At 68.4% G+C, this 17,852-nt stretch carries 15 protein-coding genes; 5 read left to right on the plus strand and 10 right to left on the minus strand.

The genetic code is table 11. The features are described 5' to 3' along the window. Window positions 1–14 precede the first annotated feature (14 nt). Window positions 15–1,571: an AMP-binding protein gene (locus BDK89_RS18070; protein WP_133870281.1), complete on the plus strand. Its 1,557-nt coding sequence runs from the start codon at window positions 15–17 to the stop codon at window positions 1,569–1,571. 225 nt (window positions 1,572–1,796) lie between these two features. On the opposite strand, the gene BDK89_RS18075 is transcribed toward BDK89_RS18070, so the two are convergent. The 3 genes from BDK89_RS18075 to BDK89_RS18085 are packed head-to-tail and all read right to left on the minus strand — an operon-like array spanning window position 1,797 to window position 4,278. After that, window positions 1,797–2,576 (minus strand): SDR family oxidoreductase, encoded by a 780-nt coding sequence (locus BDK89_RS18075; protein WP_133870282.1) that lies wholly within the window; start codon window positions 2,574–2,576, stop codon window positions 1,797–1,799. Between the two features lie 3 nt (window positions 2,577–2,579). Continuing rightward, a complete protein-coding gene (locus BDK89_RS18080) occupies window positions 2,580–3,755 on the minus strand; it encodes a thiolase family protein (RefSeq protein ID WP_133870283.1) in 1,176 nt (391 codons plus the stop codon). 10 nt (window positions 3,756–3,765) lie between these two features. After that, complete coding sequence (locus tag BDK89_RS18085) at window positions 3,766–4,278, minus strand: MarR family winged helix-turn-helix transcriptional regulator (protein WP_133870284.1); 513 nt, start codon at window positions 4,276–4,278, stop codon at window positions 3,766–3,768. A gap of 78 nt (window positions 4,279–4,356) precedes the next feature. Between BDK89_RS18085 and BDK89_RS18090 the strand changes: the two genes are divergently transcribed. After that, window positions 4,357–5,577, plus strand: coding sequence for an acyl-CoA dehydrogenase family protein (locus BDK89_RS18090; protein ID WP_133870285.1), 1,221 nt, complete (start codon window positions 4,357–4,359; stop codon window positions 5,575–5,577). Window positions 5,578–5,667: 90 nt separating this feature from the next. On the opposite strand, the gene BDK89_RS18095 is transcribed toward BDK89_RS18090, so the two are convergent. The 4 genes from BDK89_RS18095 to BDK89_RS18110 all read right to left on the minus strand — a co-directional run bounded on the left by BDK89_RS18095 (window position 5,668) and on the right by BDK89_RS18110 (window position 9,381). After that, on the minus strand, window positions 5,668–6,375 hold the full coding sequence (locus tag BDK89_RS18095) for a histidine phosphatase family protein (protein WP_133870286.1): 708 nt from the start codon (window positions 6,373–6,375) through the stop codon (window positions 5,668–5,670). A 103-nt stretch (window positions 6,376–6,478) separates the two neighbouring features. Then, the gene (locus BDK89_RS18100) at window positions 6,479–7,183 is read right to left on the minus strand and encodes a nitroreductase family protein (protein ID WP_243839217.1); all 705 of its coding nucleotides are present in this window, start codon (window positions 7,181–7,183) and stop codon (window positions 6,479–6,481) included. Beyond that, the gene (locus BDK89_RS18105) at window positions 7,180–8,613 is read right to left on the minus strand and encodes an amidase (protein WP_133870288.1); all 1,434 of its coding nucleotides are present in this window, start codon (window positions 8,611–8,613) and stop codon (window positions 7,180–7,182) included. The genes BDK89_RS18100 and BDK89_RS18105 overlap by 4 nt, the downstream gene beginning before the upstream one ends. A gap of 57 nt (window positions 8,614–8,670) precedes the next feature. After that, a complete protein-coding gene (locus BDK89_RS18110; RefSeq protein ID WP_133870289.1) occupies window positions 8,671–9,381 on the minus strand; it encodes a TetR/AcrR family transcriptional regulator C-terminal domain-containing protein in 711 nt (236 codons plus the stop codon). Window positions 9,382–9,557: 176 nt separating this feature from the next. On the opposite strand from BDK89_RS18110, the gene BDK89_RS18115 reads away from it, so the two are divergent. Then, on the plus strand, window positions 9,558–10,628 hold the full coding sequence (locus BDK89_RS18115) for an NAD(P)-dependent alcohol dehydrogenase (RefSeq protein WP_208294117.1): 1,071 nt from the start codon (window positions 9,558–9,560) through the stop codon (window positions 10,626–10,628). Between the two features lie 98 nt (window positions 10,629–10,726). After that, window positions 10,727–11,503 (plus strand): DUF4386 domain-containing protein, encoded by a 777-nt coding sequence (locus tag BDK89_RS18120; protein WP_133870290.1) that lies wholly within the window; start codon window positions 10,727–10,729, stop codon window positions 11,501–11,503. A gap of 80 nt (window positions 11,504–11,583) precedes the next feature. Here BDK89_RS18120 and BDK89_RS18125 read toward each other — a convergent pair whose 3' ends face one another. From BDK89_RS18125 to BDK89_RS18135, 3 genes are read right to left on the minus strand one after another with little or no spacing between them, the layout of a single operon-like run. Next, window positions 11,584–13,668, minus strand: coding sequence for a 3-hydroxyacyl-CoA dehydrogenase NAD-binding domain-containing protein (locus BDK89_RS18125; RefSeq protein ID WP_133870291.1), 2,085 nt, complete (start codon window positions 13,666–13,668; stop codon window positions 11,584–11,586). 45 nt (window positions 13,669–13,713) lie between these two features. Further along, the gene (locus tag BDK89_RS18130) at window positions 13,714–14,235 is read right to left on the minus strand and encodes a TetR/AcrR family transcriptional regulator (protein WP_133870292.1); all 522 of its coding nucleotides are present in this window, start codon (window positions 14,233–14,235) and stop codon (window positions 13,714–13,716) included. Then, complete coding sequence (locus BDK89_RS18135) at window positions 14,235–15,761, minus strand: MFS transporter (protein ID WP_243839218.1); 1,527 nt, start codon at window positions 15,759–15,761, stop codon at window positions 14,235–14,237. The genes BDK89_RS18130 and BDK89_RS18135 overlap by 1 nt, the downstream gene beginning before the upstream one ends. A gap of 261 nt (window positions 15,762–16,022) precedes the next feature. Between BDK89_RS18135 and BDK89_RS18140 the strand changes: the two genes are divergently transcribed. Next, window positions 16,023–17,687, plus strand: coding sequence for a class I adenylate-forming enzyme family protein (locus BDK89_RS18140; protein WP_133870293.1), 1,665 nt, complete (start codon window positions 16,023–16,025; stop codon window positions 17,685–17,687). The last annotated feature ends 165 nt before the right edge of the window (window positions 17,688–17,852 follow it).

Consider the following 17,852-nt stretch of genomic DNA (forward strand, 5'->3'; position numbering starts at 1 on the left):
GACAGGGGGTTGTCGTGTACGCAGGCCACTACGTGGAACAACATCCGGATCGACCGGCGTTCATCATGGCGTCGACGGGCGAGGAGGTGACCCACGCCGAACTCGAGGCCCGGGCGAACCGGCTGGCCCACGCCTTGCGCGACCACGGGCTCGGCCCGGGTGACCACTACTCGATCTTCATGGAGAACAACGATCGGTACCTGGAGGCATGCGCCGCCGGCGAACGGTCGGGCCTGTACTACACGTGCATCAACTCGTACCTCACGGCCGAGGAAGTCGCCTACATCGTCGACAACAGCGACTCGCAGGTGCTGATCACCTCACCCGCCAAGCGCGAGGTGGCGCTCGCCGCGGCGAGCGACTGCCCGAAACTGACGGCCATCCTCGTCGTCGACGAGCCGGGCGACTCGGGCGACGAGCGTGTCCGCGACTTCGTCGAGGCCACGAGCCCGTTCCCCGACACCCCGATCGCCGACGAGCAGCTCGGCACACCGATGCTGTACTCGTCGGGCACGACGGGCCGCCCGAAGGGCATCGCCCGCCCGCTCCCGGTGCAGCCGCCCGGCGAGATGATGCCGCTGTTCCAGTTCCTGACCGGGCTGTGGCACTACCGCGAGGACATGATCTACCTGTCGCCGGCACCGCTCTACCACTCGGCGCCGCAGGCGGCGGTCAACCTCACCATCCGAATCGGCGGCACCGTGATCATCATGGAACGCTTCGACCCGATCGAGTACCTGCGCCTCGTCGAGCAGTACCAGGTGACCCACACCCAGCTGGTGCCCACCATGTTCTCCCGCATGCTCAAGATGCCGGAGGAGGAACGCACGCGCTTCGACCTGTCGTCGCTCGAGATCGCCGTCCACGCCGCCGCGCCGTGCCCGGTTCAGGTCAAGGAGCAGATGATCGAGTGGTGGGGTCCGATCATCCACGAGTACTACGGCGCCACCGAAGGGCTCGGCTTCACCGCCTGCAACTCGGAGGAGTGGCTCGCCCACAAGGGGTCGGTCGGCAAGGTGATGCTCGGAGACCTCCACATCCTCGACGACGAGATGAACGAGTTGCCGATGGGGCAGCCGGGCACCATCTGGTTCAAGACGGCGACCCCGTTCGAGTACCACAACGATCCGGGCAAGACCGCCGAGTCGACGTCGCCCGACGGCACGATGACGACGGTCGGCGACGTCGGCTACGTCGACGAGGACAACTTCTTGTACCTCACCGACCGCAAGACGTTCATGATCATCTCGGGCGGGGTCAACATCTACCCGCAGGAGACCGAGGACCTGCTCATCACGCATCCGAAGATCGCCGACGCGGCGGTGATCGGCGTGCCGAACGAGGATCTCGGCGAGGAGGTGAAGGCGATCGTGCAGACGATGCCCGACGTCGAACCGGGCGACGACCTCACGGACGAGCTGCTCGCGTTCTGTCGCGAGCACCTGAGCCGCCAGAAGGTGCCGAGGTCGATCGACTACCGCGACGAGCTCCCCCGCCTCCCCACCGGCAAGCTCTACAAGCGCAAACTGAGAGACGAATACTGGGGCGAAGGCACCCAAAAGATCGTCTGAGTCGGGCCGAGGCGCCCGATCGCTGCGTTGCGGATCGGGCTCGCCGACCGAAGTCGGCGTCGCCCTCCCGCGCCTTGCGCTCGAACGCCTCGTTCCCGACTCAGATCAGAAGATGTGTCGACGACCACCGTCGTGCGCACCCTCCCGCCGCAGCGACACGCCCGCCAGGGCGGCGCTGCTGGCAGGAGGGAGCAGCCGAAGCGCAGCGGAGGCCAGTCCCGACCGTTATTTCGGTGGCATGCGGATGCCGCCGTCGACGCGGATGACCTCTCCGTTCATGTACTTGTTGGTGACGAGCTCGACCACCATCGAGGCCAGTTCGTCGGCGGTGCCGAGGCGCTTGGGGAACAGGACGTTCTTGCCCAGGTTCTCCTTGAACTGGTCGGACGCCTCACCCTCGCCGTAGATCGGCGTCTCGATGAGGCCCGGTGCCACCGTGTTGACACGAACGCCGGCCGCTGCGAGGTCGCGGGCGATCGGCAGGGTCATGCCGACGACGCCACCCTTCGACGCCGAGTAGGCGGCCTGACCGATCTGGCCGTCGAACGCGGCGACGGAGGCGAGGTTGACGATCGCACCGCGCTGGCCGTCGGCGTCGACCGGATCGTTCTTGGCGATCTGGGCGGCGGCGAGACGCAGCATGTTGAACGAGCCGAGCAGGTTGACCTTGATGACGAAGTCGAACTGCTCCTGCGGCATCGGGTCGTTGTTGCGGTCGACCGTGCGGTTCGCCCAGCCGATGCCGGCCGAGTTCACGAGGGCGCGCAGCGGGCCCATCTCGGTCGCGGCGGCGACGGCGGTCTGGCCGTCTTCTTCGCTCGACACGTCGCACTTGACGTACAGGCCGCCGATGTCGGATGCGACGGCCTGGCCCTTCTCTTCCTGGAGGTCGGCGACGACGACGCGAGCGCCGAGGGCGGCCAGCTGGCGGGCGCACGCCTCACCGATGCCGGACGCACCGCCGGTGACGATCGCGGAAGCGCCTTCGAGGGGGAAACGGTCCATGGGTCAGATCCTTTCGATGATCGTGGCGTTGGCGAGTCCGCCGCCTTCGCACATCGTCTGCAGACCGTAGCGACCGCCGGTGCGCTCCAGCTCATTGAGCAGGGTCGACATCAGCTTGGTGCCGGAGCAGCCGAGCGGGTGGCCGAGGGCGATGGCGCCGCCGTTGACGTTGGTGCGGGCGAGGAGCTTGTCGACGTCGTCGCCGCCGTAGGTCTTCGCCCAGGCGAGCACGACAGGGGCGAATGCCTCGTTGACCTCGAACAGGTCGATGTCGTCGATCGACAGCCCCGACTTGGCGAGGATCTTCTCGGTGACGGGGATCGGGCCCTTCAGCATCGTGACCGGGTCGGTGCCGGCGACGGCGAAGCTGTGGAAGCGGGCGCGCGGCGTGAGGCCGAGCTCGGCCGCCTTCTCCTCGCTCATGACGAGCACGGCGGAGGCGCCGTCGGAGATCTGCGACGAGTTGCCGGCGGTGATCATGCCGTCTTCCTTGAACGCCGGCTTGAGCGCGGCGAGCGTCTCGATCGTGGTGCCCTCGCGGATGCCTTCGTCGGCCGTCATCATCTCGGTGGTGCCGTCGATGGTGTACGGGGTCGGGATGATCTCGCGCTCGAAGCGGCCCTCGGCCGTGGCGCGTGCGGCGCGCTGCTGGCTCTCGGCACCGAACGCGTCGAGATCGTCGCGGGTGAGACCGAACTCCTCGGCGATCATCTCGGCGCCGATGCCCTGCGGCGGCAGGAAGCTGTTGTAGCGGTCCATCATCGACTGCGGGAACGGTAAGCCCATGTCCTTGACGATCGATGCGCCCATCGGGGTGCGGGTCATGACCTCGACGCCGGCGGCGACGGCGACGTCGTACGCGCCGGAGATGACGCCCTGCGCTGCGAAGTGGAGCGCCTGCTGGCTCGAACCGCACTGGCGGTCGACGGTGGTGGCGGGCACGGTCTCGGGCCAGCCGGCGGCGAGCACGGCGTTGCGACCGATGTTGAGCGCCTGCTCACCGACCTGCATCACGCAACCCATGACGACGTCGTCGACGATCGCCGGGTCGAGGCCGTTGCGCTCTTCGAGCGCCTTCAGCGCGTGGGCGGCGAGATCGGCGGGGTGCCAATCCTTGAGCTTGCCGTTGCGTCGGCCACCGGGCGTGCGCACGGCGTCGACGATCACTGCGTTCGTCATGGTGATTCCTCTACTGGTTGTCGGGTTCTGGTTGCTGGGTGAGTTGAGAACGGTGGATGTTCTCCTGGAGCCGCACGAGCAGTGCGGCCAGGGTCTGGCGATCGCTCCGGGAGATCCCGGCACGGAACTCGCCACGGAGGCGCTCGTCGATCTCGGCGACACGGGCTGCGAGTTCGCGGCCGGCACCGGTGATCACGACGAGCCAGACGCGCCGATCGTTCGGGTCTGGCGTGCGCTCGACGAAGCCGGCCGACTCGAGCTTGTCGACCTGGGTGCCGGTGACGGCACGACCTTGGCCGAGGTGTTCGGCGCAGCGGGTCTGGGTGACGGGGCCGAACTCGGCGAGGTAGGCCAGCAGGCTGGCCGTGCTCAGGGTGAGGCCGAGGTCGGCGAGTCGCTGGTCGTACGCGGCGTGGATCGCGTTCGCGGTCGCCATGAGCGTCGATTCGACGCGACGCCACGGCGGTGCGTCGAGTTCGTGGGTCGGCCCACTCGCTCCGTTCGCCGCGTTTGTCGCACTCATGATTGTATGTAACCATACAGTTCTGATCAGTACAGATCGCAACCCGGGCCGCCGAGCGTCCCGGACGAGGGAGCCGACATGACCGACACCGCAACGCCCACCGCCCTGACCCCCGACGAAGCCGACGCCTTCCGCGAGCGCTGCCGGGCGTTCCTCACCGAGCACGCACAGCCCGGCGCACGGCGCAACCTCGCCGCCGCCCGTGAGTTCCAGGCTGCGCTCGCCGACGCCGGTCTCGCCGGCCTGGCCTTCGACGCCGAGTACGGCGGCGCCGGCCTGACCCTCGAACACGAGCGCATCTATCGCCAGGTGTCCCAGGAGTTCCCGCAGATGACCGGCGAGCTGGTCATCAGCCACGGCATGTGCCTCCCCGTGCTCAACGAGTTCGGCACCGACGAGCAGAAGCGCACGTACATGCCCGACAACATCGCCGCCCGCACCGTGTGGTGCCAGATGTTCTCCGAGCCGGGTGCCGGCTCCGACGTCGCCAGCCTCCAGACCAAGGCCGAACGAGACGGCGACGAGTGGATCATCAACGGCCAGAAGGTCTGGACCACGCTCGCCCACGAATCCGACTACGGGGTGCTGATCGCCCGTACCGACCCCGAGCAGCCCAAGCACGCCGGCATCTCGATGTTCATCGTGCCGCTCAAGGACACACCGGGCGTCGAGATCCGCCCGATCCACCAGATCGACGGCGGCAAGCACTTCAACGAGGTGTTCTTCACCGACCTGCGCGTGCCGGCCGACAACCTGCTCGGCGAGTACAACAACGGTTGGCGTCAGGCGACGGCGATGCTCATGTACGAGCGGGTCGCGATCGGCTCGATGGGTGCCGGCTCGATCAGCCAGCCGAACTTCGACGTACTCGTCGCCGCCGCCAAGCGCGCCGGCCGCATCGACGATCCGGTCGTACGCGACCAGATCATGCAGATCTACGCGATGGAGACCACCAAGTCACTCGTCGCCATGCGCACCCGCGCCGAGATGAAGGCCGGAAAGGCTCCAGGCCCCGGCGGCTCGCTCGGCAAGCTGTTCGGGTCGGTGATCCAGTGGCGCTTCCGCGAGATCGCGATGGAGATCGCCGGCACCGGTTCACAGGCCTGGGACCCCGCCGACGACAAGGCCGGCGAACTGCAGTCGGCCGTCGTCGGCTCGTTCTCCGCCTCGATCGCCGGCGGCACCGACGAGATCCAGCGCAACATCATCGGCGACCGCGTGCTCGGTCTCCCCCGCGACATCAGCGTCGACTCGGGCGTCCCCTTCAACGAGTTGAAGGTCGGCACCACCCGCTCCTGACGCCGGATGATGTCAGACATCATCCGACCCTCTACGACGTCGTACCACCCGAGCCTCGTCGGATGATGTCTGACATCATCCGACCGGGCATCAGGTGAGGGGTTCGCTGGCGGCGCTGAAGGTGGGGCTGAGGTGGCTGGTGTCGTTGAAGCAGCGGATGATCCAGCGGTCGTGGTCGATCACGACGTGATGGATCGAGGCATTGTCGGCACCGTTGAAGCGGAAACCGGAGGTGCCGGCGGCGATGTTCATCACCTGGCCGATCACGCCCCCGTGCACGAACGCCGCCACGAGCTGGTCCGGATGGGCGGCGGCGATCCGGGTGATACCGGCCCGCACCCGTGACTCGAAGTCGGCCGACGGTTCCGCATTCGGGATGACGTCCCAGCGCTGTTCCTCGTACATCCGCATCGCGATCGGGTCGCCGTCGGCGATCTTCTGTCGCAACAGTCCGCCTTCCCAGTCGCCCAGGAAGACCTCGCGCAGGTCGGGTTCGACCGACGCGGTCATGCCGGTGCGGGCGAGGAACGGCGCGGCGGTCTGCGCGGTTCGCTGGAGCGTCGTCACATAGACGGCGTCGATGCGTTCTCCGGTCGATACCAACCGTTCGGCGACCTGCTCGGCTTGTTCGAGACCATCGGGGTCGCGCAGCGGCGGGTCGGCGTGACCGTCGACGATCGGGAACGGCTCACCGTCGGGTTCGAACGCCGCCGACTCACCGTGGCGGACGAGGAGGATCTCGCACGCACCCGACGGTGCGGCGAATCGATGCTGGCGGAACTGCCGGGGGGAACTCACCCCCCGCACCGTAGACGCCCACCCCCGCGCCCATCCCGACCCAGCGAAGGCGTGAACGAACTGCGGAACTATTCCGCAGTTTGTTCACGCATTGGAAGGTCGTTCAGGGGGTCGGGGGTGGGCCGGCGAACTCGGTGCCGTCGGGGTCGCGGGCCCAGGTGGCCGACTCTCCCCAGGCGCCGTCGAAGACGACCTCGTTCAGGGGGAGGCGGCGCACCGGACCGTGATGACCGAGTGGGCGGCCGAGCGGGATCGTGGCGTGGATCGCGACACCGTCCGGGAGACCGAGCAACTCGCGCAACTCGGTTTCGACCGGGCCGTGCCACCCGGTGAGGACCCCGCCGTAGCCGAGCGCACGCGCCGCGAGCAGCAGGTTCTGGCACGCCGGGTACACCGACGCTCCTTCGAACGGGTTGGGGTCGCGATAGCGCACGAGGCACACCAGCACGACCGCCGGGAACTGCTCGAAGTGCTCGACGAAGTACTCCATCGCCGCCCGCTGGCGGCCCTTGCGAGAGTTCGGGTCGAGTGCCGAACCCTGGCCGTAGCCGGCCGACTCGGACTTGGCCTTCCAGCCGTCACGGAAGCCGCGCCCGAGCACGTCCTTCGCCGCACGTCCACGCTCGTCGTCGCGCAGGACGACGTATCGAACCGGTTGCCGATTCGTGCCCGACGGCGCTCGGGTGGCGTGCCACAGGATCGTCGACAGGTCGTCGTCGGGGATCGGATCGAGGGCCAGCCGACGGATCGCCCGGGTCGTCGCCAAACCCGTCAGCAGATCGGGCAGGGTGGCCGGGACCTCGCTCACGACGGCGTCCGGTCGGCCCACGGATGCGCCGATTCGAGCTGGCTCGCCAGCCGGATCAACACGTCCTCGCGGCCGTAGCCGCCCACCAGTTGCGTGCCGATCGGCAGACCGTCGGCGTTCCAGTCGAGCGGCACGTTGATCGCCGGTTGACCACTCGTGTTGAACGGGGGCGTGAATCCGACGAACCGACCGGCGCGCCGCATGCCGGCGAGCGGATCGTCGTCGGTCGGGTCGTGCTCGCCGATTGCCACCGGCGGCTCGGCGAGCGTCGGCGTGAGCAAGATGTCCCACCCGTCTGCCCACCACTGGTGGATCGCTCGCCGATACGTCGCGATTGCTCCCAGCGCCTGGGCGTAGTCGGTGGAGCTCACGTGGGCGGCCCACTGCGCTTGCGCCCAGTTGACGGGTTCGACTTCGTCCTCGGTCAGCTCGCGACCGAGCGCAGCGGCGTAGTTGGCGAGTCCGACGGCCATGTTCGCGCCCCACATCGCCATGAACTTCGGGGTGAACGACGGATCGGCGAGCGCCGAGGGGTACGCCGGTTCGACATGATGGCCGAGCGCCTCGAGCCGGGCGGCGGTCGAACGGACAGCGGCTGCACAGTCGTCGTGGAGGAAGCCGCCGTGCGGGTGATGATCGAGCAGCCCGATCCGCAGGCGACCGGGATCGGCACCGACCTCGTCGACGTACGGCCGTTCGGGAGGCAGCGCGATCACGGTGTCGCCGACGCCCGGTCCGTGCACGGCATCGAGCATGCGGGCGGTGTCGCGCACGGAACGACTCACGGCCAGTTCGACCGACAGCCCCGACTCGGCACGGAACGGACCGATGGTGATGCGGCCCTGCGACGGCTTGAGTCCGACGAGACCGCAGCACGACGCCGGGATCCGGATCGAGCCACCACCATCGGATGCGTGGGCGATCGGCACCATGCCGGCAGCGACCGCCGCTGCTGCGCCACCGCTCGATCCGCCTGGTGTGTGATCGGTACCCCACGGGTTGCGGGTCGGGCCGTAGGCGACCGGCTCGGTGACCGGAAGGCTCCCCAGCTCGGGGCTGTTGGTACGCCCGAGCGTCACGAGGCCGGCGTTTCGGAACCGTTCGACGAGCCACGTGTCGCGCTCGCTGACGGGCATCGCGTCGCGCAACGCGACGTTGCCGTTGGTGAGCGGCTGACCGGCGTAGTGCGCCCACAGGTCCTTCAGCAGGAACGGCACGCCGCGGAACGGTCCGTCGGGAAGATCGGACGTCGCGAGCTCGCGAGCGTGGTCGAACCACCGCATGATCACGGCGTTGATCGGGCCATCGAGCGACTCGATCCGCTCGATCGCCGCCTCGGCCAACTCGAGCGGCGTCACCTCGTCGTCGGCGATCAGCTCGGCCTGTGCGGTGGCGTCCATCCAGCGTGTGTCGTCGGCGAGGGTTCCCATGGGTCGGGTTCTACCAGGGCGGCCGCATCGGCATCGGACGCAGCGCGAGGCCGCCGGTCAGGACTCGGCGGCGTAGCGCGCCTCGAGGCCGTCGAGCACGAGTTGGAGTCCGACGTCGAACTCGTTCCGGAACGCATAGCCGGGTTGGAGCACGTACTCACGGGTGAACTCGGCGAGCGCCGGGAAGTGCTCGGTGAAGTGCTCGAGGAACTCGTCGGCCAGATCGGTCATCTGCGGATCGCCCTGACCGGGCAACGACGACTCCTGCAGCGCGAAGCCGTAGATGAAGGCATCGAGGGTCGCGAACGCGTGCCCGGTCAGGGCGAACGAGAACCCGTTCGCCCTGAGGCATGCGATGACGGCGTCGTGGTGGCCGAGGTTCGCCGGACCCGGATTGGTACGGGAGTCGAGCATGCCCGCCGCCCAGGGATGACGACGGAGGGCTTCGCGCGCCGAGTGGGCTCGCACCGTCATCGCTTCCCGCCACGGCGTCTCCGGTGGCGGCATCTCGATCTCGGTGAACACGGCGTCGACCATCCCGTCGATGATCTCGTCCTTGTTCGCCACGTAGTAGTAGATCGACATCGGCTTGACGCCGAGGTGGGTCGCCAGCTTGCGCAACGTGAGCGGCTCGACGCCGATCTGGTCGGCGATCTCGATCGCGCCGGCGATCACCGCCTCGCGGCTGAGCGTGGGGCGCTTCGCACCCGTCCGGGCGGCTTCGTCGCGGGTGTCGTCGCTGGTGTCCCTGGGGGTGTCGTCGCTCATTGCGCTGCTGTTCATTCGATCGGGATCGGTCGGGTCGGCACACGTCGACCCGGCGTCCAGTCTGGCCGTCTTGCAGGGGTTCCGGAGGAATTCTTCGAAACACCGTTGACATTTCGTACTTAGTACGGTTGGATGCATGACGTCAACCTTACTAAGTACGACACGCAGGAGCCACCATGAACGCAACCACAGCAACCACAGCCACCAGCGCCGCATCGATCGCCGCCGCCGCGAGCACCCGCACCGACGGCACGAGCCGCGAGCAGATGCGGGCGATCGTCCAGGACCGGTACGGCGACGCCGACGTCCTCGAGCTGCGCACCGTCGAGGTGCCCACACCCGCCGACGACGAGGTGCTCGTCCGAGTCGCCGCCGCCGGCGTCGACCGCGGCGTCTGGCACCTCATGACCGGGCTGCCCTACGCCGTGCGCCTCGCCGGCTACGGCATCCGCCGCCCGAAGTACCCGACACTCGGACTCGATCTCGCCGGCGCGGTCGTCGCCGTCGGCACCGACGTCACCGACTTCGCCGTCGGCGACGAGGTCTACGGCATCGGCATCGGCACCTTCGCCGAGTACGCCACCGCCAAGGCGACGAAGCTCGCTCATCGCCCCGACCACGTCACCCCCGAGCAGGCCGCCACGCTCGCCGTGTCCGGCGCCACGGCCGAGCAGGCACTGTTCGACATCGGCCGCGCCGAGGCCGGCCAGCGAGTGCTGATCCTCGGGGCGTCGGGTGGCGTCGGCAGCTTCGCCGTTCAGCTCGCCCACGCCCACGGCCTCCACGTCACCGGGGTCGCCAGTGCAGCCAAGGCCGAGTACGTCGTCGGCCTCGGCGCCGACGTGGTGCTCGACTACCGCAGCGACGACTTCACCGACGAGGACCCCTTCGACCTCATCGTCGACATCGGCGGCCGCAATCGCGTCTCCACGCTCCGCTCCGCACTGACCGAGACCGGCACGCTGGTCATCGTCGGCGGCGAGGACGGCGGCAGGGTCACCGGCGGCGTCGGGCGTCAGGTGCGAGCCGTGATGCGCTCGCCGTTCGTCAGCCAGCGACTGACGATGTTCATCGCCGACGAGTCGGCGGCGAAGCGGGCGCGGTTGCACGAACTGGTCGAGCAGGGCCGGATCGTCGCACCGATCGACCGCACCTTCCCCCTCGAGCGGGTCGCGTCGGCCATCGACGACCTCGCCGCCGGCCGCCTCCGCGGCAAGGCCGTCATCACGATCGGCGCTGCGTCGTGAACGCCTTCGTCTCCCCGCACTCGATCATCGCCATCCGAACGCACGAACCAGTGCAACACCTGCACCTCGAACGCAACCGACTCCGAGAGGACGCCGCCATGAGCACCCGACCCCGCACCGACACGATCACCGCCATCACGCCGACGCCTGAACTGAGCCGCCGCTCGGCTGCCTGGTACGCCGGATTGGCCTACGCCGCGCTGTTCGTGCTGGCGATCTTCGCCAACTTCGCCGTGCGCGAACGAGTCGTCGACCTCGACGATGCCGCCGGCACCATGGCGAACGTCGCCGCCGATGAGTCACTGATCCGCGTCGCGATGCTGGCGTTCCTCGTCATCTTCGTCCTCGACGTCGCCGTCTCGTGGCTCCTCCACCTGGTGTTCCGCCCGACCGGGGAGCGGCGATCGCTGCTCGCCGCGTGGTTCCGGATCGGCTACACCGTCTTCCTCGGGATGGGGCTCGTGTTCATGTTCGTCGGCCTGCGCTTCGCCGATGCCGACGGATTCACGAACGTGCTCGGCGACGACGAGCGGGCTGCGCAGACCCTGCTCGCCTTCGACGCCTTCAACGCGACGTGGATGGTGGGGCTGACCCTGTTCGGCCTCCACCTGCTCGTGCTCGCCCGGATCATCTGGACGTCGGGCATCGCTCCGAAATGGCTCGGTGCGATCGTGGGCCTGGCCGGCTCGGTGTACCTGATCGACTCGATCGGCTACACGGTGCTCACCGACTACGACCGCTACGCGAGCGTCTTCACCATGATCGTGATGCTGCCGGCCATCGTCGGCGAGGCGGCGTTCACCTTCTGGCTCCTGCGCCAGGGGCGTACGGCGGCGCCGGCCGTCCTCGAACAGCCGGTCGCCGCCGTCGCCTGAACACGCCGGTTCACCGGGTCGGGTGACCTCCGGAAACGTCGACTCCGTCGCCGTTCCCTCCGACACCCGACCCGGGGACTTCAGTTGGAGAACTGATGGAGCTGGCCGCCTTCGGTGGCCAGCTTCTCCATGAGCGGGGACAGTTCCCAGTGGTCGCCGTCGAGGCGCTCGCCGTATTCGCGGATCTTGGCGACGACCTCGGGCAGACCCACCGAGTCGGCCCAGAACATCGGACCACCGCGGTACACGGGCCAGCCGTAACCGTTCACCCACACCACGTCGACGTCGCTGCCACGGATGGCGACGCCCTCGTCGAGGATCTTCGCGCCCTCGTTGATCATCGGGTACAGGCAACGTTCGAGCACTTCCTGGTCGGTGACCTCGCGCTGCTCGTAGCCCTTCGAGATGGCGAACTCGCGGATCATCGCCACGACCTCGGGATCGGGCGTGGCGGCACGGGTCTCCGGGTCGTAGGTGTAGTAGCCACGGCCGTTCTTCTGGCCGCGACGCCCTGATTCGCAGAGGATGTCGCGCACGGTCGAGCCTTTCGACGTCTCGGCTTTCCAACCGATGTCGAGCCCGGCGAGATCCATCATGGCGAACGGACCCATCGGGAGACCGAAGTCGTAGAGCACACGGTCGACCTGTTCCGGGGTGGCCCCTTCGAGGATCAGGCGGTCGGCTTCGAAGCGACGCTGCGCCAAGATGCGGTTGCCGATGAACCCGGGGCACACCCGCGACAGCACGGCGACCTTCTTGATCTGCTTGCCGAGTGCCATCGCCGTCGCGATCACGCTCGCCGAGGTCTGCTCCCCTCGAATGACCTCGAGCAGCTTCATCACGTTGGCCGGCGAGAAGAAGTGCATGCCGATCACGCTCTCGGGACGCGAGGTGGCCGAGGCGATCTCGTCGATGTCGAGGAACGAGGTGTTCGAGGCCATGATCGCCCCCGGCTTGCAGATCTGGTCGAGCTCGGCGAAGACCGACTTCTTCAGTTCCATGTCTTCGAACACGGCTTCGATGACGAGGTCGCAGTCGGCGAAGTCGGCCTTGTCGGTCGAGCCGGTGAGCAACGACATTCGCTGCTCGACCTGTTCGGCGGTCGTCGAACGCGAACGCTCGTAGTTCTTGCGCACCACACCGAGCCCACGGTCGAGCGACTCCAGGTCGCGCTCGACGATGGTGACGGGGATCCCGATGTTGGCGAAGTTCATCGCGATGCCGCCGCCCATCGTGCCGGCGCCGAGCACGCCGACGCGCTGGATGTCGACGAGCGGGGTGTCCTTCGGGACGTCGGGGATCTTGTTCGCGGCGCGCTCGGCAAAGAAGTAGTAACGCTGCGCTGCCGACTGCGAGCCGGTGACCAGCTCGCGGAAGAGTTCGGCCTCGACCTGCAGACCCTCGTCGAAGGGGAGGTTGGCGGCAGCCTCGACGCAGCGGACGTTGTACTCGGGAGCCAGGAACCCGCGCGTCTTGCGGGCGATCGTGGCGCGGAAGTCGGCGAACAGCTGCTCGTTCCCACGTGCCTCGGCGACCTTCTCGTCGCGGTCGCGGACCTTGGCGAGCGGCATGTTGTTGGCGACGGCGCGGGCAGCGAAGGCGAGGGCGGCGTTGCGCAGCGCATCGTGGTCGCCCTCGACCATCTCGTCGATCAGGCCGTCGCCCAACGCCTCGGCGGCGCCGATGTGGCGACCCGACGTCATCATGTCGAGCGCCTTCGGCACGCCGACGAGGCGGGGCAGGCGCTGCGTGCCACCGGCACCGGGCAGCAGACCGAGGTTGACCTCGGGCAGGCCGAACTTCGACGAGTCGAGCGCGACGCGATAGTGCGCACACAGTGCGACCTCGAGGCCACCGCCGAGCGCCGTGCCGTGGATCGCGGCGATGACCGGTACCGGGGCGTTCTCCATGGCGAGCTGGGTGTCGTGCAAGCTCGGCCCCTGCGGCTTCTGGCCGAACTCGCTGATGTCGGCGCCCGCGATGAAGGTGCGACCGGCGCAGATGAGGACGATCGCGGACGCGCCACCCTCGACCGCCTGGGCGAACCCGTCGGCGAGGCCCTGGCGCACGTGCCAGCTGAGCGCGTTGACCGGCGGGTTGTCGATGGTGATGACGGCGACGTCGCCCTCGCGGTCGAGGGTGACGGATTCGGAGAGTTGTGCCATGCCGCAAGTCAAGCCGAGCGCAGCCGCGCGGCACGAACCCGCTGGTCAGTCGCCCAGTTCGGCGATGATTGCGTCGATGACACCCTCGACGAGTTCGACGGCCGGCGTCGGTGTGCCCATGTACGGAGCGAAGTAGAGGCCGTCCGCGACGAGCCGCGTGTGCGCCGCACCGATCGGACCGAGTCGGTCGAGCGGTTCGTACGATCGCTCGATCAGCGCGACGAGCCGCTCGTCGTACGACTGGTCACCCGACCCGGACGCGTCGATGACGGCCTGCCAGAGCCGGCTCGGCCGCTCCGCCGACCCGTAGGCCAGCCCGATCGTCCAGCGGACGAGATCGGCGGGGTCGTCGGGCGCCGTCAGGATCTCCTCGTCGATCTGTGCATCGCACCGGTCGAGCAGACCGTGGAACATCGCCGACTTGGTCGGGAAGTGATAGAGCAAGCCGCCCTTCGAGACGCCGGCCTCGTCGGCGACCAGTTCGAGGGTGACGCTCACCGCACCGCGGTCGACGATCACCTGCTCGAGCGTGTCGAGGATCTGGTCGCGGCTCGACGGGCGGGCCATCAGCGCTCTGCGCTCTGGCGGGGTCGGCCGAGCATCCACGCCCAGATCGCGAGCGGCACGAACGCGAGCGCCGCAACGGTCGCGGCGACCTGGGTCCCGGCGACGAAGGCATCGTTGGCGACGGCGACGAGCTGATCACCGGCTGCGCCACCGAGCTCGGACGCCACGGATTGGGCGGCTCCGAGCGTTTCCCGGGCGGTTTCGAGGGCCTCGGTGGGCAACGTGGTGGCGTCGGCGATCTCCCCACGGTAGACCGTCGCCGCGATGCTGCCCAGGACGGCGGTGCCGAGTGCGATACCCAACTCGTTCGCCGTCTCCGACACCGACGCACCGGCACCGGCCCGCTCGGGCGGCAGCGCCGACATCACACCGTCGACCGCGACGGCCATCGCAGCGCTGAGTCCGGCGTTGAGGACCAGGATCGACCCGACGATCTGGGCAGTCGACGAGTCGGCGCCCACGATCGACAGCAGGAAGAAGCCGACGGCACCCGCGGTCAGCCCGAGCGAGATCACCCGGAACGTGCCGATCCGGCGAGCAGCAGCGGGCGCCGAGAGGGTGACGAGGATCGTGGCGGCGACCGACGGCAGCAGGCTCAGGCCGGCACGGAACGCCGACATCCCGGTGACGAGTTGCAGGTGCTGGGCGACGAAGTACATCGATCCCGAGAACCCGAAGCAAGCCACGAGGTTGCCGCTGATCGCCATCGTGAAGCGCGGGATCCGGAACAGGCCGACGTCGATCATCGGGTCGTCGAGTCGCTGCTGACGGCGGACGAAGCGGTAGCCGCCGACGAGGCCGACAGCGAGCGTGATCCAGGCGACCGTGGACGTGCCGTGTTCGGCGAACGACTTCATCGCGTACACGACCGAGAACATCGCGACCATCGACAGGACGGCACTCGGAATGTCGAACGGCTGCGGATCCGGGTCGCGCGACTCGGGGAGGAGCCGGGGACCGACGACGAGCAGCAGCGCGGTGACGGGAACACCCACGAGGAACACCGAGCCCCACCAGTAGTGATCGAGGAGGAAGCCGCCGACGATGGGTCCGATCGCCGCGCCGACGGAGAAGGCGACGGCCCAGATCGCAATCGCCATCTGCCGTTCCTGGTCGTCGGTGAACACGTTGCGGATGAGGGCCAGGGTGGACGGCATCAGGGTGGCGCCCGCGACACCGAGCAGTGCGCGAGCAGCGATCAACGCCTCGGCGCTGGGGGCGAACGCGGCCAGGACCGAGGCGACGCTGAACGCGGCGGCACCGATGAGGAGAAGGCGACGTCGACCGATGCGATCGCCGACGATGCCCATCGTGACCAGGAGCCCGGCGAGGACGAACGAGTAGACGTCGATGATCCAGAGCAGCTGCGAGCTCGACGGGGCCAGCGCCGTCGACAGTTCGGGGATCGCGAAGCCGAGGATCGTCGCGTCCATCGAGATGATCAGCACCGGCAGGGTGAGCGCGGCAAGCGCCAACCACCGATTCTGATCACGCTCCACCGCCGATTCCACGACCACCTCTCGCATGATCGAAACTATACCGGCCAGACGGTTTACCAACACCGGCTACCGTCGCGGGTCAGGTGCCAGAGGTGACGACTCGCCCCCGGGGCGAGGCGTGACCGGCGGTCACCTGACTCCGGGGTCCCGTGGTCTGGCCAAGCGACTCGTTCCCTGTTCGCGCACCTGCCCCGGGTCAGGTGACCGCCGGTAACGGCTCGTTCCTCGCCGTCACCTCTGGCACCTGACCCGTTGGGTTGGCGTCGGGGTCTGCTAGACAACCGCGGCATGGGGATGACGTTCGATGAGGCGGTCGATGCCGTCTGCGCGCCGGGCACGATGTTCGAGATCACCGACGGGGAGGTGCACGGTCGGCCGACCACGTTGTTCGTCCACACCCCGCCGAACATCCGCGGATTGTTCGCCATGGCCGCTGGCCGCACCGACGACTTCATCGTGTTCGAGGACGAACGCTGGACGATGCCCGACGTGCTCGACCACGCCGGCCGCATCGGCCACGCGCTGGTGCACGACCTCGGCGTCGCGAAGGGCGACCGGGTCGGGATCGCGATGCGCAACTACCCCGAGTGGATCACCGCCTTCACGGCGATCACGTCCATCGGCGCGATCGCCGTCCCCCTCAACGCCTGGTGGGTGACCGACGAGATCGTGTACGCCGTCAACGACTCGGGGTGCAGTGTGATCCTCTGCGACGAGGAACGGCTCGGTCGCATCGAGGCGGCGGCCCCGGGCGAGATCGCGGCCCGGCTCGTCACCGTTCGCTGCGGCGAGCGCGATGGCGCCATCCGCCTCGAAGACATCCTGGTCGAGGGCGCCACGATGCCCGACGTCGACATCGACCCCGACGACGACGTCACGATCTTGTACACGTCGGGCACGACCGGCTTCCCGAAGGGCGCCGTGTCGACGCACCGAGCGTTGCTGAGCGCATTGATGTCGTTCGCTGCCCGCGCCGCGGTCAGCGCCGCACGCGAGCCGGCACCGCCCGAGAGCGACGTGCCGGCGCAGAGCGCCATGATGCTGTGCGTCCCGCTGTTCCACGTCACGGGTCTCGTCCCGGTCATGCTCGGATCATTCGTCAGCGGCGCCAAGCTCGTGATGACCTACAAGTGGGACCCCGAGCGGGCGCTCGAACTGATCGAACAGGAACGGGTGACGAACTTCGTCGGTGTGCCGACGATGAGCTGGGACCTGCTGGAGGCGCCATCGTTCGCCGAGCGCGACACGTCGAGCCTCGTCTCGGTCGGCGGTGGCGGCGCACCGATGCCCGCCGAACTGGTGCGGCGCATCGAGGACAACTTCCCGAACGGTCGCCCCGGGCTGGGCTACGGCATGACGGAGACCAACGCGTACGGGCCGCAGATCACCGGCGACGACTTCTTGCAACGCCCGACCTCGACCGGTCGACCCGTGCCGACGATGGAGGTGCGCGTCACCGATCCCGAGGGGAACCCGCTGCCGCCGAACGAGAAGGGCGAGATCTGGTTCCGCGGCCCGAACCTGATCCGCGGCTACTGGAACCGTCCGGACGCGACCGCCGACACGATCGTCGACGGGTGGCTACGTTCGGGCGACATCGGGCACCTCGACGAGGAGGGCTGGGTGTACGTCAGCGACCGCGCCAAGGACATGGTGTTGCGCGGCGGGGAGAACATCTACTCGGCACACGTCGAAGCGGCGATCTACGAGCACCCTGCGGTGTACGAGGCAGCGGTGTACGGCGTGCCGCACGAGCGACTCGGTGAAGAGGTCGCGTGCCATGTGATGGTGAAGCCGGGCGAATCGCTCGAGGCCTCCGAGCTGCAGCAGTTCCTCGCCGAGCGGCTGGCCAAGTTCGAGATCCCGACCGTGGTCACCGTCGTCGACGAACAACTCCCCCGCAACGCCAGCGGCAAGATCCTGAAGCGCCAACTCCGCGACTCCCTCACCTGACCCGGGTCCACGCGGGTCAGGTGCCAGAGGTGACGGGTGAGGCGCAGCCGAACCCGTTACCGGCGGTCACCTGACTCCGGGGTCCTGTTGGTCGGCCCGACGACTCGTTCCCTCGGGTTCGCGCGCCGACCCCGGGTCAGGTGATCGACGGTAACGGCTCGTTCC

The sequence above is a fragment of the Ilumatobacter fluminis genome, from assembly GCF_004364865.1.
In the GTDB taxonomy this organism is placed as follows: Bacteria; Actinomycetota; Acidimicrobiia; order Acidimicrobiales; family Ilumatobacteraceae; genus Ilumatobacter; species Ilumatobacter fluminis.